Annotated in this window: 28 protein-coding genes; 25 read left to right on the forward strand and 3 right to left on the reverse strand. The window is 41.8% G+C overall.

Going from position 1 to position 24632, the window contains the following annotated elements; translation table 11 throughout:
- Positions 1 to 205 precede the first annotated feature (205 nt).
- Genes nhaA through AB4160_RS12435 form a run of 5 tightly spaced genes read left to right on the forward strand, consistent with a single transcriptional unit; the run spans position 206 to position 3502 of the window.
- On the forward strand, positions 206 to 1378 hold the full coding sequence (gene nhaA, locus AB4160_RS12415; RefSeq protein ID WP_102439244.1) for a Na+/H+ antiporter NhaA: 1173 nt from the start codon (positions 206 to 208) through the stop codon (positions 1376 to 1378).
- Positions 1379 to 1392: 14 nt separating this feature from the next.
- Positions 1393 to 1779, forward strand: a complete 387-nt coding sequence (locus AB4160_RS12420; RefSeq protein ID WP_102439243.1) for a hypothetical protein — start codon at positions 1393 to 1395, stop codon at positions 1777 to 1779.
- A 28-nt stretch (positions 1780 to 1807) separates the two neighbouring features.
- Positions 1808 to 2740, forward strand: a complete 933-nt coding sequence (gene nhaR, locus AB4160_RS12425) for a transcriptional activator NhaR (protein ID WP_076542538.1) — start codon at positions 1808 to 1810, stop codon at positions 2738 to 2740.
- A 30-nt stretch (positions 2741 to 2770) separates the two neighbouring features.
- The gene (locus tag AB4160_RS12430; protein WP_372004808.1) at positions 2771 to 3019 is read left to right on the forward strand and encodes a succinate dehydrogenase assembly factor 2; all 249 of its coding nucleotides are present in this window, start codon (positions 2771 to 2773) and stop codon (positions 3017 to 3019) included.
- A gap of 51 nt (positions 3020 to 3070) precedes the next feature.
- On the forward strand, positions 3071 to 3502 hold the full coding sequence (locus tag AB4160_RS12435) for a protein YgfX (RefSeq protein ID WP_102439241.1): 432 nt from the start codon (positions 3071 to 3073) through the stop codon (positions 3500 to 3502).
- Between the two features lie 11 nt (positions 3503 to 3513).
- Here AB4160_RS12435 and nadB read toward each other — a convergent pair whose 3' ends face one another.
- Entirely contained in the window at positions 3514 to 5124 is a 1611-nt protein-coding gene (gene nadB / locus AB4160_RS12440; protein WP_102475609.1) for an L-aspartate oxidase, read from the reverse strand.
- 224 nt (positions 5125 to 5348) lie between these two features.
- Between nadB and rpoE the strand changes: the two genes are divergently transcribed.
- The 12 genes from rpoE (at position 5349) to AB4160_RS12500 (ending at position 15581) form a co-directional block, all read left to right on the forward strand.
- On the forward strand, positions 5349 to 5927 hold the full coding sequence (gene rpoE, locus AB4160_RS12445; protein ID WP_102439239.1) for an RNA polymerase sigma factor RpoE: 579 nt from the start codon (positions 5349 to 5351) through the stop codon (positions 5925 to 5927).
- A 24-nt stretch (positions 5928 to 5951) separates the two neighbouring features.
- The gene (locus AB4160_RS12450) at positions 5952 to 6566 is read left to right on the forward strand and encodes a sigma-E factor negative regulatory protein (RefSeq protein WP_102439238.1); all 615 of its coding nucleotides are present in this window, start codon (positions 5952 to 5954) and stop codon (positions 6564 to 6566) included.
- 12 nt (positions 6567 to 6578) lie between these two features.
- A complete protein-coding gene (locus AB4160_RS12455; RefSeq protein WP_102439237.1) occupies positions 6579 to 7511 on the forward strand; it encodes a MucB/RseB C-terminal domain-containing protein in 933 nt (310 codons plus the stop codon).
- Between the two features lie 181 nt (positions 7512 to 7692).
- Positions 7693 to 8163 (forward strand): SoxR reducing system RseC family protein, encoded by a 471-nt coding sequence (locus AB4160_RS12460; protein WP_372004983.1) that lies wholly within the window; start codon positions 7693 to 7695, stop codon positions 8161 to 8163.
- A gap of 137 nt (positions 8164 to 8300) precedes the next feature.
- Positions 8301 to 10091: a translation elongation factor 4 gene (gene lepA / locus AB4160_RS12465; RefSeq protein ID WP_102475611.1), complete on the forward strand. Its 1791-nt coding sequence runs from the start codon at positions 8301 to 8303 to the stop codon at positions 10089 to 10091.
- A 208-nt stretch (positions 10092 to 10299) separates the two neighbouring features.
- Positions 10300 to 11214, forward strand: coding sequence for a signal peptidase I (gene lepB / locus AB4160_RS12470; RefSeq protein ID WP_102475612.1), 915 nt, complete (start codon positions 10300 to 10302; stop codon positions 11212 to 11214).
- Positions 11214 to 11894 carry a ribonuclease III gene (gene rnc / locus AB4160_RS12475; RefSeq protein ID WP_102439234.1) on the forward strand — a complete coding sequence of 227 codons (681 nt, stop codon included), beginning with the start codon at positions 11214 to 11216 and terminating at the stop codon, positions 11892 to 11894. The genes lepB and rnc overlap by 1 nt, the downstream gene beginning before the upstream one ends.
- On the forward strand, positions 11891 to 12895 hold the full coding sequence (era, locus tag AB4160_RS12480; RefSeq protein WP_372004810.1) for a GTPase Era: 1005 nt from the start codon (positions 11891 to 11893) through the stop codon (positions 12893 to 12895). The genes rnc and era overlap by 4 nt, the downstream gene beginning before the upstream one ends.
- Before the next feature lie 47 nt (positions 12896 to 12942).
- On the forward strand, positions 12943 to 13650 hold the full coding sequence (gene recO, locus AB4160_RS12485; protein ID WP_102439232.1) for a DNA repair protein RecO: 708 nt from the start codon (positions 12943 to 12945) through the stop codon (positions 13648 to 13650).
- 113 nt (positions 13651 to 13763) lie between these two features.
- A complete protein-coding gene (gene pdxJ / locus AB4160_RS12490; RefSeq protein WP_102439231.1) occupies positions 13764 to 14501 on the forward strand; it encodes a pyridoxine 5'-phosphate synthase in 738 nt (245 codons plus the stop codon).
- Positions 14501 to 14881: a holo-ACP synthase gene (gene acpS / locus AB4160_RS12495; RefSeq protein ID WP_102439230.1), complete on the forward strand. Its 381-nt coding sequence runs from the start codon at positions 14501 to 14503 to the stop codon at positions 14879 to 14881. The genes pdxJ and acpS overlap by 1 nt, the downstream gene beginning before the upstream one ends.
- A gap of 157 nt (positions 14882 to 15038) precedes the next feature.
- Complete coding sequence (locus tag AB4160_RS12500; protein WP_102439229.1) at positions 15039 to 15581, forward strand: DUF962 domain-containing protein; 543 nt, start codon at positions 15039 to 15041, stop codon at positions 15579 to 15581.
- Positions 15582 to 15659: 78 nt separating this feature from the next.
- Here the strand turns inward: AB4160_RS12500 and AB4160_RS12505 are convergent, their stop codons facing one another.
- Together AB4160_RS12505 and AB4160_RS12510 are read right to left on the reverse strand one after the other, a co-directional pair.
- Positions 15660 to 16943, reverse strand: coding sequence for an HlyC/CorC family transporter (locus AB4160_RS12505; protein ID WP_102439228.1), 1284 nt, complete (start codon positions 16941 to 16943; stop codon positions 15660 to 15662).
- A gap of 101 nt (positions 16944 to 17044) precedes the next feature.
- On the reverse strand, positions 17045 to 17833 hold the full coding sequence (locus AB4160_RS12510; RefSeq protein WP_102439227.1) for an inner membrane protein YpjD: 789 nt from the start codon (positions 17831 to 17833) through the stop codon (positions 17045 to 17047).
- A 266-nt stretch (positions 17834 to 18099) separates the two neighbouring features.
- Between AB4160_RS12510 and ffh the strand changes: the two genes are divergently transcribed.
- From ffh to AB4160_RS12550, 8 genes are all read left to right on the forward strand, one after another.
- Positions 18100 to 19473 (forward strand): signal recognition particle protein, encoded by a 1374-nt coding sequence (gene ffh, locus AB4160_RS12515; RefSeq protein WP_102439226.1) that lies wholly within the window; start codon positions 18100 to 18102, stop codon positions 19471 to 19473.
- A gap of 216 nt (positions 19474 to 19689) precedes the next feature.
- Positions 19690 to 19941 carry a 30S ribosomal protein S16 gene (rpsP, locus tag AB4160_RS12520; RefSeq protein ID WP_102439225.1) on the forward strand — a complete coding sequence of 84 codons (252 nt, stop codon included), beginning with the start codon at positions 19690 to 19692 and terminating at the stop codon, positions 19939 to 19941.
- Positions 19942 to 19959: 18 nt separating this feature from the next.
- Complete coding sequence (gene rimM, locus AB4160_RS12525; protein ID WP_076542574.1) at positions 19960 to 20490, forward strand: ribosome maturation factor RimM; 531 nt, start codon at positions 19960 to 19962, stop codon at positions 20488 to 20490.
- 15 nt (positions 20491 to 20505) lie between these two features.
- A complete protein-coding gene (gene trmD / locus AB4160_RS12530) occupies positions 20506 to 21252 on the forward strand; it encodes a tRNA (guanosine(37)-N1)-methyltransferase TrmD (RefSeq protein ID WP_076542576.1) in 747 nt (248 codons plus the stop codon).
- 35 nt (positions 21253 to 21287) lie between these two features.
- A complete protein-coding gene (rplS, locus tag AB4160_RS12535; RefSeq protein ID WP_076542580.1) occupies positions 21288 to 21641 on the forward strand; it encodes a 50S ribosomal protein L19 in 354 nt (117 codons plus the stop codon).
- A gap of 248 nt (positions 21642 to 21889) precedes the next feature.
- Entirely contained in the window at positions 21890 to 22963 is a 1074-nt protein-coding gene (locus tag AB4160_RS12540; protein WP_076542582.1) for a 3-deoxy-7-phosphoheptulonate synthase, read from the forward strand.
- Between the two features lie 25 nt (positions 22964 to 22988).
- The gene (tyrA, locus tag AB4160_RS12545; RefSeq protein WP_102439223.1) at positions 22989 to 24128 is read left to right on the forward strand and encodes a bifunctional chorismate mutase/prephenate dehydrogenase; all 1140 of its coding nucleotides are present in this window, start codon (positions 22989 to 22991) and stop codon (positions 24126 to 24128) included.
- Between the two features lie 108 nt (positions 24129 to 24236).
- Entirely contained in the window at positions 24237 to 24569 is a 333-nt protein-coding gene (locus tag AB4160_RS12550) for a hypothetical protein (protein WP_102439222.1), read from the forward strand.
- The last annotated feature ends 63 nt before the right edge of the window (positions 24570 to 24632 follow it).

Genomic DNA, 24632 nt, shown 5'->3' on the forward strand with positions numbered 1-24632 from the left:
TTCAAGAAGCTTGTTGGTAATTGATTAGCTTAAAAAAGCGATATGTTGGCAATTTGGGCTCACGTTAATACACTTAAATGTGATCTTGTTCGTGTTATTTTGTTTGATACCTCGGAAATCCCGACATATAAGACCCAAACTAACGATTATGATTGTTTGAATAATTCCGCTAGACTCGAATTAATTGTTTTTTGTGGAGAAAATTATGGAACGTGCAATTAAGAATTTCTTAAGTCAAGAATCTGCAGGGGGTATCATTTTGATGATCTCTGTAGTGCTGGCGATGTTAATGGCAAATTCGCCATTAGCGGGTTTATACAGTGGTTTTCTTGATACAGAAGTCCAAGTACGTATCGGTTCACTGGATATAGATAAGCCATTACTGTTGTGGATTAATGATGGTCTTATGGCGTTATTCTTCCTACTAATTGGTTTAGAAGTTAAACGTGAACTGCTAGAAGGTGCGCTTTCAAGCGTTTCAAAAGCATCATTACCTACCTTTGCTGCTATTGGTGGTATGTTGTTCCCAGCGTTATTTTATTTAGCGTTCAACTACTCAGATCCTGTGACTCAAGTGGGCTGGGCAATTCCAGCTGCGACTGATATTGCCTTTGCACTCGGTATCATGGCGCTACTTGGTAGCCGTGTTCCGGTGGCATTGAAAGTCTTTTTACTTGCATTAGCCATTATCGATGACTTGGGCGTAATCGTCATTATCGCACTATTTTACAGTGCTGATTTATCGATGGTAAGCTTGATTGTTGCAGCTATTTCAATTGTATTAATGGTTGCTCTGAACCGCAAAGGTGTCAGCTCACTGATCCCTTACGGTTTACTTGGTCTGATCTTATGGGTTGCAGTGCTTAAATCTGGCGTACATGCCACATTAGCAGGTGTGATTATTGCGTTCTGTATTCCATTGCGGGCTAAAGACGGCTCATCACCATCTGAGCATTTAGAGCATAGCCTACACCCTTGGAGCACCTTCTTCATTCTACCCGTATTCGCCTTTGCCAATGCAGGCTTATCACTTGCAGGTATGAGCGTAACCTCGTTAGTTGAGCCAGTAACTATCGGTATTATCTTAGGCCTACTATTAGGTAAGCCTGTAGGTGTATTACTGTTTAGTTATGTTGCGGTAAAACTAAAATTAGCTGAATTACCACCAGGAATTGGCTGGAGTCAAATTATCCCTGTGGCAGTGATGACTGGTATTGGTTTCACTATGTCAGTATTTATTTCGTCGCTTGCCTTTGATGGTGCACCTGATCAATATGGTGATTTTGCAAGATTAGGAATTTTAACCGGTTCAATGCTAGCTGCATTAGTGGGTTATTTCTGGTTAAACAAGGTGCTTCCTAAAACTGAAGCAAAATAAGCTGGAGTGATTAAATGAAACTTAAACTGCTAATGTTAGCCTTTGCTATTGGGGCCGTTGTTCCTGCCCAAGCAACGTCATTCAATGTTTGTCAAAAGGATGTTGAATCAAGCGAGTGTAAAAGTTACTTAGATGGTGTGGTTGATGGTGCATTGATGTACCACGACGACGCTTCTGCTAGCCGATTAGACGCTGATAGTGGCTATGAGTCTCGAGCGCTTAAATACCGCGCAGGTAAACGCTATCAAGAGGCTAACCGCAGTTTTTGTGCAGAAAGAGTCCCTGACAAGGCAGATATTGTTTTGGCCATTCAAGAACAAACGGCCAATAAAAACATCAATGACCTAAATGAGTTGTCGATATTAATTGATAGCTTGTTGAACTGTCAGAGACTAAAATAAGTCATCTTTCATTAGCTGGCTTATATGAATGCAACATTTAAATTATAACCATCTATATTATTTTTGGATGGTTAGAAAGAAAGGGACGGTAGCCAAGGCTGCCGTCGCTTTATGTTTAGCCCCGCAAACTATCACAGGTCAAATTCGCGCTTTAGAAGAACGCCTCAATGGCAGTCTATTTAAACGTGTCGGCCGCAACCTTGAATCCACCGAACTTGGTGAAATCGTATTTCGTTATGCTGATAAGATGTTTAGTCTAAGCTACGAAATGATCGATTTACTCTCTTATCAAAAAGATGACTCAGTGTTATTTGAAGTGGGTATTGCTGATGCCCTGTCTAAAGCCTTAGCCAGTCGCGTTTTACTGACAGTGATCCCAAGTGACGGTTCAATGCATTTGAGCTGTTATGAATCAACCCATGAAAGCCTGATAGCAAGGTTACGTGAACATAAATTAGATATGATTTTATCTGATTGTGCTGGCGTATCACTTAAATACCCTGAAATCTTATCCAAAAAGTTAGGCGAGTGCGGTATTAGCTTTTTCTCTTCATCAAAGCCCTCTGCTGACTTTCCAGCATGTCTTGAGCAAGAGAAATTACTGATCCCAGGCAAGCGTACTTCCCTTGGGCAACAGTTACATCGCTGGTTTGCTGAAAAAAATCTTAATGTGAGTATTTTAGGTGAGTTTGATGATGCAGCTATGATGAAAGCATTTGGTTTGTTTAAGCGCGGTATATTTGTTGCTCCCTCTATTTATCGTCATGATATACTCTCCCAAGGCATGGTATTACTGGGTGAAACCACTGATATTAAAGAAGAGTATCATGTCATGTTTGCTGAGAGGATGATTCAACACCCTGCGGTTCAACGCTTGTTAGAAACAGACTTTAATGATTTGTTTGCTGGTGTTGATCCACAAGTTCAAGATGTTGAGCATCGAAGTTTGCAACATCTATAAAGTATCCGAAGAGATGTTAGGAGAAGTACATTGGAATTAATGAATATAGCAAGAGTGCGCTGGGCTTGTCGAAGAGGGATGCTTGAGTTAGATGTTCTTTTTCAACCTTTTGTAGAGCAACATTACCAAGCTTTAGCTGATAAAGATAAGCAAACCTTCATTGATTTATTAGCCTGTGAAGACCCTGAGTTATTTGCTTGGTTTATGGGGCATGAAGTTTGCCCTGATGCTGCTATGGCTGACATGATAGTTACGGTTCGTGGTAGCCCTCAACCATAAGCTAGTTTATAGCGATATGAGCTTACTGCAAAAGATGAAGGTGCTTAACTGATGCATTTCAGCTTAAGCGCTTCATTTAATCAATTTTTATCACATATTGTATTGCTCTGTGTGTGTTTAAGCAGCTTTATTCTTTGGCCAGATTATCGCCACTGGGCTTATCAACTGGCATTCTATTTTATTCTTATCTCGTATCTGGCTTTTTTTGTCGCTCATCTGTTGGCGTTAAGGCATTGGCGTTGCCAATTTTCTTTACTTGATGCAAGTAAAGGTAAGTTATCCCAAGGGCAAGAATTTCAATTATGGCGCAGTTCAATAGTCACTGTATTTGCTACAGTGATGTTTATTGAACTTGACGTTTTAGATGAGCGGGGAGTTGCAACTCGGGGAAAAAGGCAGTTATTAATTGTCTGGAGCGACATGCTTGACGACAGCAGTTACCGAAACCTGTGTCGTCAATTAATCGCATATCAAAAGCGTTAATAATCTTAACGCTATCGTTCAGGTTGTAAAATAGTTGGCTTTGGATTATCGACTTGCTCTGGGTAATCGGCATTATAGTGTAGGCCACGACTTTCTTTTCTTTCCATGGCGCAGCGAATGATTAACTCAGCTACTTGAACCAAGTTTCTCAATTCCAGTAAATTGTTACTGACTCTGAAGTTACTATAATATTCTTGAATTTCTTGTTGTAACAATGCGCAGCGTCGTAGCGCGCGCTCCAAGCGTTTATCGGTTCTAACAATTCCTACATAATCCCACATGAATAAACGCAGTTCATGCCAGTTATGGGCAATGACCACTTCTTCATCTGAGTTACTAACCTGACTTTCATCCCAGAGTGGAACAGGCCCGGGTGTCGGCACTTTTTCAAGCAAGCTTTCAATATCTTGAGCAGCAGCTCTAGCAAAAACCAAGCACTCTAATAAGGAGTTACTGGCCAGTCGGTTGGCACCATGTAAGCCGGTGTAGGCTACTTCACCAATGGCATATAGGCCATTGATATCAGTTTGACCATGCAAATCTGTCATGACGCCGCCGCAGGTGTAATGGGCTGCAGGCACCACAGGGATGGGATCGGTGGTGATATCAATACCAAATTCTAAACAGCGACTGTAAATTGTGGGAAAATGTTTGATGACAAATTCAGCGGGTTTATGGCTGATATCTAAATACAGACAATCAGCACCCAAGCGCTTCATTTCATAATCGATTGCCCTTGCCACAATATCACGGGGAGCAAGTTCCGCGCGTTCATCAAATTCAGGCATAAAACGGCTACCATCAGGTCGTTTTAAATATGCGCCCTCACCACGTAATGCTTCAGTGAGCAGATAATTTCTAGCATCAGCATGATACAAGCAAGTTGGATGAAATTGATTAAACTCCATGTTGGCAATACGGCAACCCGCTCGCCAAGCCATGGCGATTCCGTCACCACTAGCAATATCCGGATTAGAAGTATATTGATATACCTTTGAACAGCCACCTGTCGCGATAGCAACAAATTTGGCTGTTACCGTTTCAACGTGCTCAGCATCGCGGTTCCAAATATAAGCACCCACTACACGATTACCGGGGCGGTTTAATTTGCGAGTGGTGATTAGGTCAATGGCATTATATCGTTCAAGGACCTTAATGTTCGGGTGCGCGATTGCGCGTTCTTGCAAGGTTGTTTGTACGGCTTTTCCTGTTGCATCGGCTGAGTGCAAAATACGTCGATGGCTGTGACCACCTTCACGAGTCAAATGATAAGGTGCAGCGCTTTGATCGCCGTCAGTTTCTTCTTTATCAAATGCAACACCGCATTGAATTAACCATTGCATCGACTTTTTGGCATTTTCAGCCGTGTAAGTTACCACTTCTTTGTCACAAAGTCCTGCGCCAGCAATGAGCGTGTCATTAACATGTGATTCAATAGTGTCCGATTCATCGAATACAGATGCGATTCCACCTTGGGCATAATAAGTCGAACCTTCCGCCAAAGGGCCTTTAGAAAGTAAAATAACTTTAGACTTTTCAGCTAGATGCAGGGCAAGTGTTAATCCTGCTGCACCGCTACCTATAACCAAAATATCAGACTGGTGTTCAACTGCTTGTTTCATAAGGTATCATGGAGTACTTAATATGTTCCTCAATGGTAAATCAATTACGCTTTTTTGGGTACTTAGACATTACTATTAGATGGGGTAATCGCTAATTTTTTAATTAAATTAATTTTTTTTCATTCAATATCGAACTTTTTCAAAGCATGCGAGTCTACTTTAATGTGAATATGATTCGAGCGACTGAGAAATCAGTATTATAGATTTAGGAGTAGTCGGCTCGGATGAGTGGACAAATAAGTGATCAACAGTTAGTTGAACGTGTTCAGCGTGGTGATAAAAACGCCTTCAATTTGCTAGTCCAAAAATACCAAAATAAGGTAATGAGCTTAATTTCGAGATACATACGAAACCAAGCGGACATAGCAGATGTTGCACAAGAAGCCTTTATTAAAGCTTACCGTGCATTACCCAACTTTCGGGGTGAAAGTGCTTTTTATACTTGGCTTTACCGCATTGCAGTAAACACTGCAAAAAATCATTTGGTTTCTCAGAGCAGAAAAACACCGGCTAACAGTGTTGACGCCGAAGAAGCTGAATACTACGAAGGCAGCGATGCATTAAAGGAATTTGCTTCACCAGAACGCTTGGTGTTATCAGATGAAATTAATCGGGTGATTTTTGAAACGTTAGAAACGTTGCCAGAAGAATTGAAAATTGCAATATCATTACGAGAACTCGATGGTATGAGTTACGAGGATATTGCCAATATCATGGATTGTCCTGTTGGGACGGTGAGATCAAGGATCTTCCGCGCACGGGAATCAATCGATAAAAAACTCCAGCCTTTGCTGGAACAGTAACAGTCTTTATGACATGGGTGAAAAATGCTTAAATCAGGTCAAGAATGGGTTTCATCAGCAGTTGACGGCGAAGTTGATGCAAAAACATTAGCGGAATTGTCAGCAGACGAAGGCTCACATAGCAAATGGCAAAACTATCACATGATAGGCGATGCAATGCGCGGCGAGTTACCACAGACAATTGATTTGGATCTTTCTGCTAATATTGCAGCGGCAATAGAATTAGAGCCAGCCATTATTGCACCTCAGACTCAAACAACTTCAGTACATGATACTGAAACCGTGAACGAGACTAAGAAAGATAATGTGGTACCGTTTTTCAAACAGTTTGGTCAATATGCAATTGCTGCAACTGTGGCTATGGTAGCAATTGTTGGTGTGCAAAATTATGAGCAAGACCCAAGTGTCGACTCACCATTACCTGTGTTAAATACTCGTCCTTTAATTGGGACTGCGTCACCTGTTAGTCTCCAAACTGGGGCTGTACAAAATCAATCTAATATCAGTAACGATAATATGGTTGAGCAACGTCGCCGTATAAATTCTTATATCCAAGACCATATGCTACAACAAAGGTTGAATTCAGGTGCGGTTGTGGACAACAATAGCGAAATTGAACTAAACGATTTTAATCATTAATTCGGAGTTAGCTTGCGTCTAATCCTGTTAGTACTTGCTGTATTGGCTTTCCCTAGTATTGCCGAAGAAGAAAAATCAGCGAAAGCTTGGCTTGAAAGTATGAGCCAAGCATTACAAACCAAACAATTCAAATCTTCTATTATTCAACTGCAAGCCGACCACATACGACCACTGGTTTATCTGCATGGTACGGTCAATGATAAAGAAGTCGCTTTTCTAGAGTACCTCAATGGCCCCCCTAAAAATGCGGTCAGAGTTGCTGATACGGTAACATTTATTGAGCATGACCAACCGGCATACAGCATCAGCGCTCCCCGTATTCAAGGTCTTTGGCCTGCTATTTTTGCATCTAATATCAATTCTTTAGAGCAGGGGTATCAATTTGTTTTAGGTGGAAGAAGCCGTATAGCTGGGCGCCCTGGGCAAATGATCCGCATTATTCCGGTTGATGAACACCGCTTTATGTCACAAGTTTGGGTGGACATGGAAACCCATTTACCACTGCGTTATGACATGATTAACCAAGACAAACAGCTTATTGAGCAAATGATGGTCATTGAGCTAATAGAGCTTGGTGAGCCAGCGAGCATTTTAGTCGAAGCTGAAAAGCAAGAACTGCCGCCTGTGATGAACCCAGCTGAACGGATTGAAGGACAGAATTGGCAATTTACTTGGTTACCTGCAGGGTTTCATTTAGTAGTAAAAGATCATCACCGCTTACTTGGCAGTGATGAATCAGTTGAATATATCGCTTTAACCGATGGCTTAGTTAACATTTCAGTGTATGTGGCCAGAATGGGTGATAGTCCAATGCCTGATGAGCTAATTACCCGCAACGGCCTTTCAATGGTGGTTGAGCAAGTGGGCAATGTTGAAGTAGTTGCTGTGGGTAAAGTGCCTGCAGATACGCTTAATCGTATTGCTAAAAGCCTAGTGTTGAAATAAAGATTCTTGAAATAAATGGTCTTGAAATAACGAGTATTAAAGTAACTAGCCATAAAACAAGCGTTAAAATAAGTGCTAGAATCACTAGCACTTAACCTACAGGGCGCCTTTCGCTATGACTCAACAAGTAGACTCAACATCAGCGCAAAAACCTCAATCACCTCCAGCATTATCGCAATCGATGTTGGAGGAGGTGGCGACGGTAATCGCTTACGATCCCAAAGGGTGGGTCACCGTTGAGATTGAACTTAAGAGTGCTTGTAATCATTGTTCAAGCAGTGACAATTGTGGCACCTCAACGGTTGCTAAAGCCTTTTCGATTAAAAAGCAGCAATTCTCTCTGATGGCAGAACAAGCCTGCGAAGCGGGTGATTTACTGAAACTTGCTCTGCCTGAATCCGTGATATTAAAAGCAGCAATGCTGGTTTATATCACTCCTTTAGTTGGGTTATTTTTAGGCGCTATTATGGGGCAGGGCTTAGCTGGTCTTTTGGATATCAACACTGACCATGGCGCAATGATGCTTGCAGCGATAGGCAGTTTCATGGCTTGGAAAGCCGGTAAAAGCAAAGCGCTAACGCTTGAAAAAGCCTCGACGCCCATCATTACAGCGTATTTAGGCCAAGGGATCAGCCTTTCGCGGGCTAGATAGCATTATTTATCAGATATGAAGGGTGATTTTATTATTGTTTTTTGTCCAGTTATTGATTGTGATTGGTATTAACCCCTTTATCAGGTACAATTCGACCTCATTATATCCACCATTTTAGTAGTAGCCATTTCACCCACATGAAACACATTAGAAACTTCTCAATTATTGCCCATATCGACCATGGCAAATCAACATTGTCTGATCGCCTTATCCAATTTTGTGGTGGTTTATCAGACCGTGAAATGGACGTTCAAGTTCTCGATTCTATGGATATCGAACGTGAGCGCGGCATTACCATTAAAGCGCAGAGTGTTACCCTCGACTATAAAGCCGATGATGGTGAAACTTATCAGCTGAACTTCATTGATACACCCGGCCACGTTGACTTCTCTTATGAAGTATCCCGTTCACTTGCTGCGTGTGAAGGTGCATTGCTAGTAGTTGATGCCGGTCAAGGCGTTGAAGCACAGACACTTGCAAACTGTTACACCGCCTTAGAAATGGATCTTGATGTGGTACCGATTTTAAATAAAATCGATTTACCTCAAGCCGATCCTGAGCGTGTCGCTGCAGAAATCGAAGATATTGTTGGTATCGATGCTATGGAAGCTGTGCGCTGCTCAGCTAAAACGGGTATCGGTATTAAAGATGTACTAGAAGTCATCGTATCGGATATCCCACCACCAGAAGGTGATATCGATGCACCACTTCAAGCGCTGATTATTGATTCATGGTTTGATAGTTACCTTGGTGTTGTCTCGTTAGTACGTATTAAGCATGGCGTCTTGAAAAAAGGTGACAAGTTTAAAGTTATGTCTACCGGTCAAAACTACAATGCTGACCGTGTTGGTATCTTTACGCCTAAACAAACAGATACACCTGAGCTTAAAGCCGGTGAAGTTGGCTTTGTTATTTCGGGCATTAAAGAAATTCACGGCGCACCAGTAGGTGATACCTTAACTCACGCTAAACATGGTGCCGAAGAGCCTTTACCTGGGTTTAAAAAGGTTACACCGCAAGTTTATGCCGGTGTATTCCCAATTTCGACAGATGAGTTTGAAAGCTTCCGTGATGCATTAAACAAGCTAAGCTTGAACGATGCATCGCTGTTTTTCGAGCCTGAATCATCTTCAGCATTAGGTTTTGGTTTCCGTATTGGTTACCTTGGCTTATTGCACATGGAAATCATTCAAGAGCGTCTTGAGCGTGAATACAACCTTGATTTGATTACCACAGCACCGACTGTTGTTTATGAAGTTCAATTGAACAATGGTGAGGTGGTGTATGTAGATAACCCATCAGATTTACCGCCAATCAATAACATCGACATGATCCGTGAACCTATTGTTGAAGCAAACATGTTGGTGCCTAAAGAGTACTTGGGTAACGTTATCACTTTATGTGTCGAGAAGCGTGGCGTACAAACCAATATGGTTTATCACGGTAATCAAGTTTCTGTGACTTACGAATTGCCAATGGCTGAAGTCGTCATGGATTTCTTTGATAGATTGAAATCAACCAGTCGTGGTTATGCCTCATTAGAGTATAACTTTATTCGTTTTGAAGAAGCGGATATGGTGCGTTTAGATATCTTGATCAATGGTGACAGAGTTGATGCGCTAGCAATGGTTATTCATCGTTCAAACATTCGTCATCGCGGCTTAGCTTTAGTTGATAAAATGAAAGAGCTGATCCCAAGACAGATGTTTGATATCGCGATTCAAGCTGCGGTGGGTAGTCAGATTATTGCCCGCTCAAACATTAAAGCAATGCGTAAAGACGTTACCGCTAAATGTTATGGTGGTGATGTCTCGCGTAAGAAGAAACTACTAAATAAGCAAAAAGAAGGTAAGAAGCGCATGAAGCAAGTCGGTAACGTTGAAGTGCCTCAAGAAGCGTTCTTAGCTGTATTGAAACTTAATGATTAATCCTGCATAGGTTTCATTAGAGTTCAGATAACGCCGCAGTTTGCGGCGTTGTCATTAGCAAAAGTTAATTTTGCAACAACGGTTTATTCGTATAATTTGTAACATTACAGTTAGTGCTTAACGATGTATTCCATAGGATACTCATTATTCAGCGGTTTATTCATTAAACTATTATTTGAAAGTGTTAAAGGCAGGAGCTTAAATTTCAATGGCAGCCCATTTTTCTCTTATTTTAACCATAATAACCCTTGTGAGTGGGTTAATTTGGTTAATCGATGCAACGATATTTGCCCCTAAACGTCGTGAAAGCTTAGCCCTTGCAGAAGCAAAGCAACCTGATTTGAGTGATGATGCAAAATACAGCATTACGCGTGAATCAACCTTGGTTGAATTTGCCCATTCAATTTTTCCGGTTATCGCATTTGTATTGATATTGCGTTCATTTATTTATGAGCCATTTCAAATACCATCGGGCTCAATGAAACCGACTTTACTGGTAGGTGATTTTATTCTGGTAGAAAAATTCAGTTATGGTTTACGTGACCCCGTCTTTCGCAGCAAGCTAATTGAAACAGGTGAGCCTGAGCGTGGCGATGTGTTTGTGTTCAAATATCCTCAGCAGCCTGAAATAGACTATATTAAAAGAGTGGTTGGTTTACCCGGTGACCGTATTATTTACCAAAATAAGCAATTTCTTATTCAGCCTAAATGTGATGCAGCAACAAATTGTCCGCCAGCAAAAGCAATTAAGCTAACGCCAGTTAATCGTGGTGAGTTTACCCATGAAGGTGTGTCGTTATCTCGCTATACCGAGCAGTTAACTGATGTAGAACATGATATTTTAATCAACCCATCTCGCCCTGATTTTAGCTCACATTTCTTTGAGCAACCGGGTACGGCAGTGGGTGAATTTATTGTGCCAGAAGGTCAGTACTTTGCCATTGGTGATAACCGTGACAACAGCACTGATAGCCGCTTTTGGGGCTTTGTTCCTGAAGCTAACTTAGTAGGTAAAGCGGTAGCGATTTGGATTAGTTTTGAATTTGAACGACCTGCAAGTAGTTGGTTGCCAACATGGGTACCAACCGGGGTGCGTTTTGACAGAGTAGGTGCGATCAAGTAATGGAACCAATTAAAAACTTACCGCGACTGTGTCGTACGCTGGGTTATGAGTTTACTAATGTTGATTTATTAACTCAGGCATTAACTCATCGTAGTGCTGCATCAAAACATAATGAGCGCCTAGAGTTTCTAGGTGACTCGATTTTATCAATCATTATTTCTGATGCCCTTTATCATCAGTTCCCTAAGGCTACTGAAGGTGATTTAAGCCGTATGCGTTCCACCTTAGTCAAAGGTGAAACCTTAACGGTTATCGCAAAAGAATTTAAGCTAGGCGATTACCTCTACTTAGGCCCTGGCGAGCTTAAAAGTGGTGGATTTAGACGTGAGTCTATTTTAGCTGATGCGGTTGAAGCAATTATCGGGGCGATTTATTTAGATGCTGACATAGAGACCTGTCGTAAGTTATTACTGACCTGGTACCAGCAGCGTTTGGCTGAAATCAAACCTGGCATCAATCAAAAAGATCCGAAAACGATTTTACAAGAATATCTGCAAGGTTATAAAAAGCCCTTACCTGAATACCATGTTGTTGATGTAAAAGGTGAGGCCCATGACCAGACATTTACAGTTGAATGTCGCGTAGCAGAAATCAATAAAGTAGTGACAGGCGTCAGTACTTCAAGAAGAAAAGCTGAGCAGCTAGCTGCCGCTCAGGTATTGGAGCTTATTAATAAATGACCAAAAAAACAGACTTGCCAGAGAACTCACCAGTTGAGCCGAGTTTAGATGAATTATTGGCAAGGATGAATGGCGCTGCGCCAGCCGCTACAGCAAAATACGAGATCACCTATTGTGGCATGGTTGCTATTGTCGGCCGCCCTAATGTGGGTAAATCGACCTTACTGAACAAGTTACTTGGGCAGAAGGTCAGTATTACCTCTAAAAAACCGCAAACCACTCGTCATCGCATTATGGGTATCCATACCGATGAAGCTAGGCAAATTGTTTTTGTTGATACTCCAGGCTTACATATTGAAGAAAAGCGTGCGATTAACCGCCTCATGAACCGTGCTGCAGCAAGTTCGCTTGCTGATGTCTGCATGGTTGTGTTTGTGGTTGATGGCATGACGTGGACTGAAGATGATGAGATGGTGCTCAAGAAATTAGAGCAAGGCAGTGGTCAGCGTAAAACGGTTTTAGCTATCAATAAAGTCGATAATATTAAAGATAAAGAGTCTTTATTCCCTTATCTTGAAAAGTTAGCTGCTAAGTTTAAATTTGATGAAATTCTGCCTATCTCGGCTACTAAAGGCACGAATATTCAACGAATTTTAGATTTAGCCAGTGAGTCGTTACCTGAAGCTGGATTTTATTTCCCAGAAGATTACGTCACTGACCGTTCGCAACGCTTTATGGCATCAGAAATTGTCCGTGAAAAGCTAATGCGCTTCTTAGGTGATGAATTGCCTTATGATGCCACCGTTGAGATTGAGCAGTTCAAAATGATGGAAAACGGCGTTTATCAAATCAATGCTTTGATTTTGGTCGAGCGTACGGGCCAAAAACGTATGGTTATCGGTAATAAAGGTGAGCGTATCCGCACTATCGCCACCCAAGCTCGACTTGATATGGAAACCTTGTTTGATAATAAAGTTTTCTTAGAAGTTTGGGTTAAGGTTAAGTCAGGCTGGGCAGATGACGAACGTGCTTTACGAAGCTTAGGCTATGGTGAAGACTAAGCCGATGCTTTACTTAATACCGACTTTAGCGACTGTGTAACCCTGTTATGTTAAGGGGGTACATACTACATCATCGACCATACAGAGAATCCAGTGTGATCGTTAACCTGTTAGTTGATGATGTAGGAAGGGTCGATGCCTTAGTCAGAGTAGGTAGCGGAAAAAAATCCCTTAAAAGTATCATTCAGCCATTTCAGCCGCTGATATTCCAGTTCAATAGCAAATCAGGCTCTACTGATTCTTCGCTTAAATTTATTACCCAAGTTGAACCCGCAGCGCCGGCATTACCCCTTAAAGCTGAAAGTTTATATTCTGCTATGTATCTTAATGAGCTGCTGGTTAGGGTACTTAATTCAGGCCAACATGCTGAAGGGTTATTCCTGCATTATCACCGCAGTTTAATGGGCTTGGCGCAGCAATTTAGTTCCAGTCATTTACGCTATTTTGAGATGGAGCTACTTTTAGAATTAGGTGCTTTGCCATCACTGGACTACGACACCTTAGGTGAGATGATCATGGCAGGTTGCAGCTATCGTTTTGTTACTGATGCCGGTTTTGCTGTCGTAAATCAAGCCGCATCAGAGCATTTTACAAGCAGTCGTAACTTGCTCGCTGGTGAGATGCTCATTCAGCTCAAGCAAAAACAATTAACCCCAGAGCACCTAAATCAAGCCAAAGGGCTCATGCGCTATCTGTTAACGCCGCTATTAGGCGGTAAGCCATTACTTAGCCGTAAGTTATTTATTAAACAATAACTTTTTAATATATGAGCAGCCAGTGGTTTACATTAGAATAGGCCCACTAGTTTGTAATATTACTTTTTAGATTTGCTAGTTAGCGAGTCAGTTTTGCCAATTAAGGAGCCACAATGAGTGGAATTTTATTAGGAATTAACATCGATCACATTGCCACTCTTCGTCAAGCTCGTGGAACCAGTTACCCTGATCCTATCCATGCCGCAGCGGTTGCAGAACATGCTGGCGCAGATGGCATCACTATTCATTTACGAGAAGATCGCCGCCATATACAAGACCGTGATGTGTATTTGTTGGCTAAAACCCTTAAAACGCGGATGAATTTTGAGTTTGCCGTTACCGATGAAATGATTGCGATAGCCTGTGAAGTCAAGCCCGCCTATGCCTGCCTAGTGCCAGAAAAGCGTGAAGAGCTGACCACAGAAGGTGGCTTAGATGTGGCAGGTCAACTTGATAAAATCACTCAAGCTGTCACGACGTTAGCTGCAGAAGGCATCAAGGTATCTTTATTTATTGATGCCGACAAAAGCCAAATAGATGCTGCTGTAGCATCGGGCGCACCTTATATTGAAATCCATACCGGTTGTTATGCCGATGCTGAAACGGATGCTGAGCAGGCTATAGAGTTGGCGCGCATTACTGAAATGGCCAAATATGCTCACAGTAAAGGCTTGATTGTTAATGCAGGACATGGATTGCATTACCATAACGTCAAAGCTATTGCAGCTATCCCTGAGTTGTATGAGTTAAATATTGGGCATGCTGTTATCGCTAGAGCAGCCATTGACGGTTTAGCGACTGCAGTAAAAGATATGAAAACATTAATGCTAGAAGGGCGTAGAGGCGAATAATGGCCATTGTGGGTATTGGTACAGACATTATTGAGATAAACCGCATTGAGCTGCAATATGCCCGTTTAGGGGATAAGTTAGCTAAGCGTGTACTCACGCCTACAGAGCTTGAAATTTACCAATCTTCAAAAATAGCCCATCGATACCTAGCAAAACGTTTTGCTGCAAAAGAAGCCGCAGCGAAAGCCTTAGGCACTGGTATTGGCCGCGGAGTTTCATTTCAGCATATTCATATCAGTAATGATGACAATGGTGCGCCACTAATTAGCTTTACTGATGGTGCATTAGCAAGGCTTGAGCAACTAGGCGCGACCCGCGGCCATATTACTATTGCTGATGAGCAGCATTATGCCGTTGCAACTGTGATTATTGAGTCTTAGTGACTGAAATTGTTAATATTAAATATCTAAAGGCGCTTAATGCGCTTTTTTGTGGTTGAGTCTTTTTAGGGCGAAACTTGAGTTTGCTGATATCGATAGGGTAAGTTAACGTGAGTTAACCATTACTCACAAAAAACTAACAACTAAAGGTGGTGATATGAAATCAGCGGTCGAGCAGTTAGCAACTTATAAAAGTGTGCACTTAAACCCGAATAATATTCGCACCCATTTCATCGGCGTACCGCTGATTATCTGGTCAGTATTTTTGATGTTAAATTTTATACCGGTGAATTTGCTGTCTTTGCCAAATTTGTATATCAATGTGAATGTGGCATCCGCGTTTGCTATCGGTACTTTAATTTACTACTTCATCTTGCATAAAGGTTTAGCGTTAGGATTAACGATTTTTATTGTTCCAGTGCTTATCACCACTACGCTGGCAGCGCAGCATGGGGCGGGCTGGCTTGTGGCCATTGCTGTATTTGTTGTTGGTTGGGCGATTCAGTTTATCGGCCATAAATACGAAAAAGCCAAACCAGCTTTTATTGACGATTTAAATCAACTTTTGATAGGGCCGTTTTTTTTAATGGCAGAGTTGTATTTTATGCTTGGCTTTGGCAAAGAACTTGAAGAAGAAATCACCCCAATAGCGCGGGATAAACGCAGAGCGTTAGAGGCTAAAAAGCGTCAAACCGCATAAGTTTGATTGAATTTTTGGTATTAAAAAAGGCGCTCAATGCGCCTTTTTAGCTTTTTAATAGCTTAAAACTAACTAATGTTAGTCATCCTGCTCAACTTCAGTAAGCGCAGCATCCGGTATGACTTTTACCGTTTTAATCATGTTATCTGATACCTCTAAAACCTCAATGTCATAGCGGCCTATTTTAAGGCGAGTACTGGCTGATGGTATCTCTTCAAGGTGTTCGATGATCAACCCATTTAAGGTTTTAGGTCCATCGATGGCAAAATCCCATTTCATTTCTTTATTTAAGTCACGTATGGTGATGCTGGCTTCGATAATGAAACTGCCATCTTGTTGAATATCAATATCTTCACTGGCAGTGGTGATCATTGAAGTGGTGAAATCACCGACAATTTCTTCAAGAATATCTTCTAACGTCACCAAACCTTGAATATCACCATATTCATCCACTACTAAGCCAAAACGTTCTTTATTCTGCTGAAAGTTAGACAGTTGTACCGTTAACGGCGTGCCTTCTGGAATGAAGTACAATTCTTTTACGGCTCTTAATAATGTCGACTTACTAAATTCTTCTTTTGACTGCAGTCTTAAGGCATCACGCAGGTGGATAAAACCGACGGCATCATCGATATTATCGCGATACACCAACACTCGTGTGTGCGGGCTTTGAGTCACCTGTTTATTAATCAGTTTGAATTCGTCATTAACGTTAATGGCATAAATGTCTGAGCGCGGGATCATAATGTCTTCAACCGTGACTTTTTCTAAATCTAGAATCGACAAAAGCATTTCTTGATGTCGCTGCGGGATCAATGCCCCAGCTTCATGAACAACCGTGCGTAATTCTTCTTGGCTAAGGGCATCATTAACACTGACATTTTTAATTCCTAATACCCGTAAAAAACCAGAAGTGATTAAGTTAATTACTTTAACTAGCGGCCATAATATCGACAGTAATGCTTTTAATAGCAAGCTTGACGGAAAGGCAATACGTTCAGGGTGTAAGGCGGCAATGGTTTTTGGGGTGACCTCGGCAAAGATGAGAACCACCAAAGTCAAAACACCTGTGGCAATAGCTACGCCCATGTCACCAAATAAGCGCATGCCAATAATGGTTGCTATAGCAGAGGCTAAGATATTAACCAGATTATTACCAATTAAAATCAGGCCGATTAAGCGGTCGGGTCGCTCTAACATTTTTAGTGCACGAATAGCACCTTTGTGGCCGCTAGCTGCTAAATGACGTAAGCGATAGCGATTTAAGGTCATCATGGCGGTCTCACTACCCGAAAAATAGGCTGAGATACAAATTAACACCAACAGAGAGAAGAGGAGTGCGCTGGTAGAAATAGCGTCCAAAAATGGCTCCAGTTATTGTAGTAAAAAAAAGACGAATGATGAGTATCAATCATTCGTCATGAGTGTCAAGCTTGGTTAATACTATTCAACCAAATATACGGTTATCGTAAAATAATTTCAGTAACGATTCGTGCGCCAAAATAAGCCAGAGAAAGTAACGTTGCCCCAGATAAGGTATATATTACAGCTGTACGAACACGACAACCGATGCTGTAATGCTGCCAAAGCATCACACAGTAAACCACCCAGGCCATAATTGATAAAATAGCCTTGTGACCTTTGCCATCTTCAAACATATCTTCCAAGAAGATAAACCCTGTCGCCAGTGATAATGTTAGTAGCATCACTCCGATAGTTACCAAATGGTACAGCTGTTTTTCAACTGTCATTAATGGCGGCATGCCGGGGCTCATCATGGTTTTCTTGTTTTTCAATTTATTTTGGATTAGCCACAACTGAATAGCGTACAAAGCTGCAATCATCAAGGCACTGTAGGCCATAAGCGATAATACAATATGTGCTAGGATTTCTGGGTGAACATCAAAGTGGATGATGTATTGAGGGGGAATGAGCCACAGCACAGCAACCGAAATAACTGAGCAAGCATAAACCACAGGCACCACAACAATCACTTTTAAGCGGTGCATGATAATGGTAAAGCTAAAGGCAATAATCCAATTAACCAGTGAAATCACATTGGTTAAACTAAAGTTTTGCCCATCAGCGGTAAAAATGGTTTGTGATAATGCAATGCCATGAAGCACAACGGCAATGGATGCAAAGATAGCAACGAGCTTGCGATTGGGACCTTCTACGTGGAAAAGTCGGCTTGTCACTAAAATAAGTGCAATGCAATAAAACAACATCGCCGAAGCTGGGAAAATGACCATCTGGAATAAACCTATCAAGTTATGAGTGCCGTTGTTTTTTACAATATAAAATCAGCACATCTTTAGTTAGTTAAGATTAACACGAACGCCCCCCAATAGTGGAGTGACCTAAGACTCAAAATTTAACAGTTTCCATCATTTAACTGCAAATTCTTTACGAAAGATGATGAATATCAAATCTGATAGCGCAGGCTGATGTCGCATCTTGAAGTAGTTTGGGTATAATGGGCGCCAATTATGGAATCGTTTAAGGTATACAGCAGCGCATGTTTGAGAATCTATCTGACAGACTGTCACGCACCCTCAAGAATATTAGTGGTCGTGGTCGCTTAACCGAAGACAACATTAAAGATACCTTACGTGAAGTGCGCATGGCGCTGCTTGAGGCTGATGTTGCTTTGCCAGTGGTACGCCAATTTGTTAACAGTGTAAAAGAACGCGCTGTTGGTCAAGAGGTGTCAAAAAGTTTAAGTCCAGGACAAGCATTCATTAAAATTGTCCAAAACGAACTTGAAATTGCAATGGGTGAGGCCAATGAAGCCTTAGACCTCGCTAGTCAACCGCCAGCAGTATTAATGATGGCAGGTTTACAAGGTGCGGGTAAAACCACCAGTGTTGCCAAACTGGCTAAATTTTTACGTGAACGCGAAAAGAAATCAGTACTGGTAGTGAGTGCCGATGTTTATCGCCCTGCAGCGATCAAACAGCTAGAAACCTTAGCCACCGAAGTAGAAGTTGAGTTTTTCCCATCGGATGTGAGCCAAAAGCCAGTAGATATTGCTACTGCCGCGATTGCCCATGCCAAGCTTAAGTTCATTGATGTTGTGATTGTCGATACCGCAGGTCGCTTGCATGTTGATGAAGCGATGATGGATGAAATTAAAGACCTTCATGCAGCCGTTAATCCTGTAGAGACGCTCTTTGTTGTCGATGCTATGACTGGCCAAGATGCAGCTAATACTGCAAAATCATTTAATGAAGCATTACCGTTAACCGGTGTGATCCTGACAAAGATTGATGGTGATGCACGTGGCGGCGCGGCGTTATCGATTCGTAATATTACTGGAAAACCGATTAAATTCTTAGGTGTCGGTGAAAAAATTGATGCCCTTGAGCCATTCCACCCTGAGCGTATTGCTTCACGTATTCTTGGTATGGGCGATGTGCTTTCACTCATTGAAGAAGTAGAACGTGGCGTTGATAAAGACAAAGCCATGAAGCTTGCTTCAAAAGTGAAATCAGGTGGCGGCTTTGATTTAGAGGATTTTCGCGAACAACTGCTGCAAATGAAGAATATGGGCGGCATGATGAACATGATTGAAAAGCTGCCAGGTGTAGGCCAATTACCACCCGAAGCGTTAGCCCAAGTTCAAGATGGCAAGATGACCGGCCAAATGGAAGCTATTATTAATTCAATGACACCAGGTGAGCGCAAGCGTCCTGATATCATTAAAGGTTCACGAAAACGTCGTATTGCCTTAGGTTCTGGCACTCAAATTCAGGATGTTAATCGTCTTTTGAAGCAGTTTACTCAAATGCAAAAAATGATGAAAAAAATGTCAGGTAAAGGTGGCATGAAAAAAATGATGCGCAGTATGGGCGGTATGATGCCTCCGGGAATGAAGTTTCCAGGACGTTAATGCCTAAGTTTTTCATGGATATCTATTCAAATACCGCTGGTTAGATTTATTTTGACCTATTGCAGGCATTAGCCTTCGATGTAAAAATCGTCGGATTTGGTTGCAATAGTTGAAAAGTCAGGTAAAATCTTCCGGCTTTCTACTGGGGCCCTTCGCGAACACGGAGTCCCAGTTTTTTATTTTTGCTTCTAGCAAATCATTAGAGGAATAAAACGCATGGTTACCATTCGTTTAGCTCGTGGCGGCGCAAAAAAGCGTCCATTTTACAGTATCGTTGTAGCAGATAGCCGCAATGCACGTGACGGTCGTTTCATCGAACGTGTTGGTTTTTTCAACCCTTTAGCTAAAGGTCAAGAAGAAACTTTACGTTTAGATTTAGATCGTGTTGATCATTGGGTTGCAACTGGTGCTGCAACATCAGATCGCGTAGCAAAATTGATCAAAGACGCTCGTAAAGCTGTTGCTTAATAGCGTTAAGGTATAAAGATGAGTAGTAATCAACAACCCATCGTACTAGGCAAAATAGGTTCTAGTCATGGTATTAAAGGTTGGATGAAAATCACCTCTTATACCGATTCTGTTGAAGGTATTTTTGAATATTCCCCTTGGTACATAAAAGAACAAGGTGAATGGCGTGAGGTTAAGGTCTCTCAGTGGCGTTTTCAAGGTAAAGCACTCGTGGCTTGCTTAGAAGGCGTAAATACACGAGAGGATGCGCAAGCACTTACAAATTGTGAGATTGCCATTCAGTCAGACCAAATGAAAAACTTGTCAGAAGATGAATTCTACTGGCGAGATTTGATTGGTTGTACTGTGACTAACACCAAAGGTTACAACATGGGTGAAGTCGATCAGATCGTGGAAACAGGATCGAACGACGTACTCCTTGTTAAAGCTAACGTAAAAGATGCTTTTGGCAAAGCGGAACGAATGATTCCCTTTGTCCCTGAGCAGTTCGTCCTTGAGGTGAACTTGCAAAGCAAACAGATATTAGTGGATTGGGATCCAGACTTTTAAGTCGAGGTACATCATATGCGGTTAGGGGTAGTAACCCTGTTTCCTGAGATGTTTCGTGCCGTTACAGACTTTGGAGTCACGGGTCGAGCCGTTAAAAACGGCCTGTTAGAGTTGCAAACGTGGAATCCTCGTGATTTCACCCATGATCGACATAACACTGTTGATGACCGACCTTACGGTGGTGGTCCAGGCATGTTGATGATGGTGCAACCGTTACGCGATGCTATTCATGCAGCGAAAGCTGCGGCAGGTGACGGTGCAAAGGTGATTTATTTATCACCTCAGGGACGTAAGCTGGATCAGCAAGGCGTTTCTGAGTTAAGTAAATCAACAAGTTTAGTGTTGGTATGTGGTCGATACGAAGGTGTTGACGAACGTATTATTCAATCTGAAATTGATGAAGAGTGGTCAATTGGTGATTATGTGCTTTCGGGCGGAGAATTACCGGCGATGACCTTAATTGATTCAGTTGCAAGGTTAGTACCTGGTGTACTAGGTAAGCAAGCGTCAGCAGAGCAAGACTCTTTCTCTGATGGCTTATTGGATTGTCCACACTATACACGCCCTGAAACTTTAGATGGTGTCGGTGTACCAGCAGTGCTTTTAAGCGGTGACCACAAAAAAATTAGACTCTGGCGGTTGCAACAAAGTCTTGGTAGGACTTTTTTAAGACGACCAGAATTATTTGAAAATCTAGCTCTGACTGGCGAACAAAAGACTCTTTTAGCGGAGTTTGTCAAAAATTTAGACAAACCTGTGTAGTCATAAGCCCAGTTATTTCTAGAACGGAGTAAGTTATGAACAACATCATTAAAATGCTCAACGAAGAGCAAATGAAAACAGATGTACCTGAATTTGGTGCTGGTGATACAGTAGTAGTTAAGGTACGTGTAGTTGAAGGCAACAAAGAACGTCTTCAAGCGTTTGAAGGTGTGGTTATCGCTAAGCGTAACCGTGGTCTTCATTCTGCATTTACAGTACGTAAAATCTCTAATGGCGAAGGTGTTGAGCGTGGTTTCCAAACGCACAGTAAACTAGTAGCTAGCATCGAAGTTAAGCGTCGCGGTCGTGTTCGTCGTGCTAAGCTTTACTACTTACGTGATCGTTCAGGTAAATCTGCACGTATCCGTGAAAAGTTGGCAACTAAGTAAGACTAGTTACCCGCTTAAAAAAATTAGATGCAGTGTTCGCACAATAGCCCGCCTTTATGGCGGGTTTTTGTGTTTTTGGAGAAAATTAAATTTAGTGGTTGATTAGTGGCTTAATCCAAGGCATAGTTAGCCCAACCTTGTAATGGTGTAGCGGTACGGTGTTGCTTTTTGGTAAGGTCAGTTAGTGCAGTCATGGTTTACGCGATAGCCCCAAGACAGAAATAATTTTTTAAGAAGTGAGAAATATCATGCAGCAAGATACGATTAATAACGTTCATATTAGTTCAGAGAAAGTACTGGTCACCCCAGCAGAATTAAAAAAAGCATTGCCGCTGTCTGATCACGCTTATCAGTACATTCTTGACGCACGTAAAACCGTTGCCGATATTGTCCACAAACGTGACAATCGAGTATTAATCGTTACTGGCCCATGTTCTATTCACGATATCGATGCTGCCAAAGAATACGCCCTAAAGCTTAAAAAATTACATGATGATCTCAGTGATGAGTTTTATATCTTGATGCGGGTGTACTTTGAAAAACCACGCACGACAGTAGGTTGGAAAGGCCTTATCAACGATCCTGATATGGACGAGTCATTCGATGTTGAAAAGGGACTGAGAATGGCGCGTGAGTTGATGATTTGGCTTGCAGAGCTCGAGCTGCCGGTAGCGACTGAAGCGTTAGACCCCATTAGCCCACAATATATGTCAGAGCTGGTGACTTGGTCGGCCATTGGTGCCAGAACCACAGAGTCGCAAACTCACCGTGAAATGGCATCTGGCTTATCCATGCCAGTAGGATTTAAAAACGGCACTGACGGTAAACTTGGAGTGGCGATTAATGCACTGCAATCTGCGGCAAGCAGCCACCGCTTTATGGGTATTAACCAGCAAGGGCAAGTGTCATTACTGCAAACTGCAGGTAACCCCGATGGCCATGTGATTTTACGTGGTGGCAAAACACCTAATTATGATGCTGACAGTGTGGCAGAGTGTGAAGCGCAGTTACATCAAGCCAAATTAAATGCCAGATTGATTATTGATTGTAGTCATGGCAATTCATCAAAAGACTATACAAGACAGACACTAGTTTGCGAGGATGTATTTAAACAAATACATGCAGGTAACCGTTCAATTATTGGGGTGATGCTTGAAAGTCACTTAAATGAAGGTAATCAATCCAGTAATAAGCCTCTGTCAGAACTGGCTTATGGGGTATCGGTAACCGATTCTTGTATAAATTGGCAAACTACTGAGACATTGTTGCGTAGCAATGCTAATTTACTTAAAACAGTATTACCTAATCGATTCGCAGCATAAACGCGGCGATGGATGGATTTAAGCGATGAATGAAAAAACCACTTTAGATTTAGACAATTTGCGTGAGCTCATTGACGGCGTTGATCAGCAACTACTGCATTTATTACGTAAGCGATTAGATCTTGTTGCTCAAGTCGGGGCGGTTAAGCATGCTGCTGGTGTGCCGATTTACGCACCGCAGCGTGAAGCATCAATGTTGGCGAAACGCCGTAAAGAAGCCAGTGAGATGGATGTTTCACCGCAACTTATTGAAGATATTTTACGTCGTTTAATGCGTGAGTCCTATTTGAATGAAAAAGATGTCGGATTTAAGCAAGTAAAAACGGATCTTGGTCATATAGTCATTGTTGGTGGTGAAGGCCAACTTGGTGGTTTATTTAGTCAAATGCTGACGCTGTCTGGCTATACTGTAAAAAGCCTTGATAAAAACGACTGGCATCGCGCAGACGAGTTATTTGATGGCGCTGGCATGGTGATCGTTACCGTGCCAATTAATGTCACTTGCGAGGTGATAAGCAATCAATTAAACAATTTAGCTGATGATTGTATTCTTGCTGATTTGACCTCAATTAAAACTGAGCCTTTAAATGCCATGCTTGCAGCTCACAATGGCCCTGTAGTGGGTTTACACCCAATGTTTGGCCCTGATGTGGGCAGTTTAGCAAAACAGGTTGTGGTGGTGTGTGATGGCCGTGAACCCCAAGCTTATCAATGGTTGCTCGATCAAATTATTATTTGGGGTGCACGCATTGTTAACGAAGATGCACAAAAGCATGATAAAGCCATGCAACTAGTGCAAGCCATGCGTCACTTTTCAACTTTTGTTTATGGTTTGAACTTATGTAAAGAGCAGGCCGATATTGAGACGCTTTTACAATTTAGTTCGCCTATTTATCGTTTAGAGTTGGCTATGGTGGGGCGTTTGTTTGCTCAAGATCCAAAGCTGTATGCTGATATTATTTTTGCCCAAGAAGGTAGCCAAGTCGCCATTAGTGATTATCTCGATAACTATGGTCAAGCGCTTCAACTACTTAAGACCGGCAATCGAGATGAATTCGTGTCTCAATTTGAGCAAGTTGCAAAATGGTTTGGGGATTTTGCGCCACAATTTCAGCAAGAAAGCCGCGCTATGCTACAGTCTGTCAATGATATGAAGACCAATTAAGCCGAGTTAACGCTGAATAATATTGCGAAATCATCAAACAGGGATTAAGGTTAAAGGGAGCTGCTTTTAAGTAGCTCTTTTTTTCGGACTAATAGGAGTGATAATCTAATGACAAATACTGAGGTTTACACCGCAGAAGATTTATCGCTTGGGCATTTTTTATATGCACTAATGAGCGCCTTTCCACTCTTTTTTTTACCAGTGTTTTTTAGTTTATTAATTAATATTTCCCAAAACCGTATTCCAGCAAGCTCTTTGCTGGGCTCTCATTTAAGATGGCAACGTAATAGCATGACAGGTTTGATGCCATTATTGATCTTAGGCTATTTTACTCCTCAATTATGGCTTAGTGTCCCGATATTTGTATTAGCTTTAGGCTGGTTTAGTTATCGTATTTTTAAAGGATGGCTTGGGTTAAATGATAATGTCAGCATGTATTAATTGTTGATTAACCAATAAAAAACCGAACTTAAAGTTCGGTTTTTTATTGGGCTAAAAGCAACC

This window comes from Shewanella sp. 10N.286.51.B8 (genome assembly GCF_041469325.1).
Classification (GTDB): Bacteria; Pseudomonadota; Gammaproteobacteria; order Enterobacterales; family Shewanellaceae; genus Shewanella.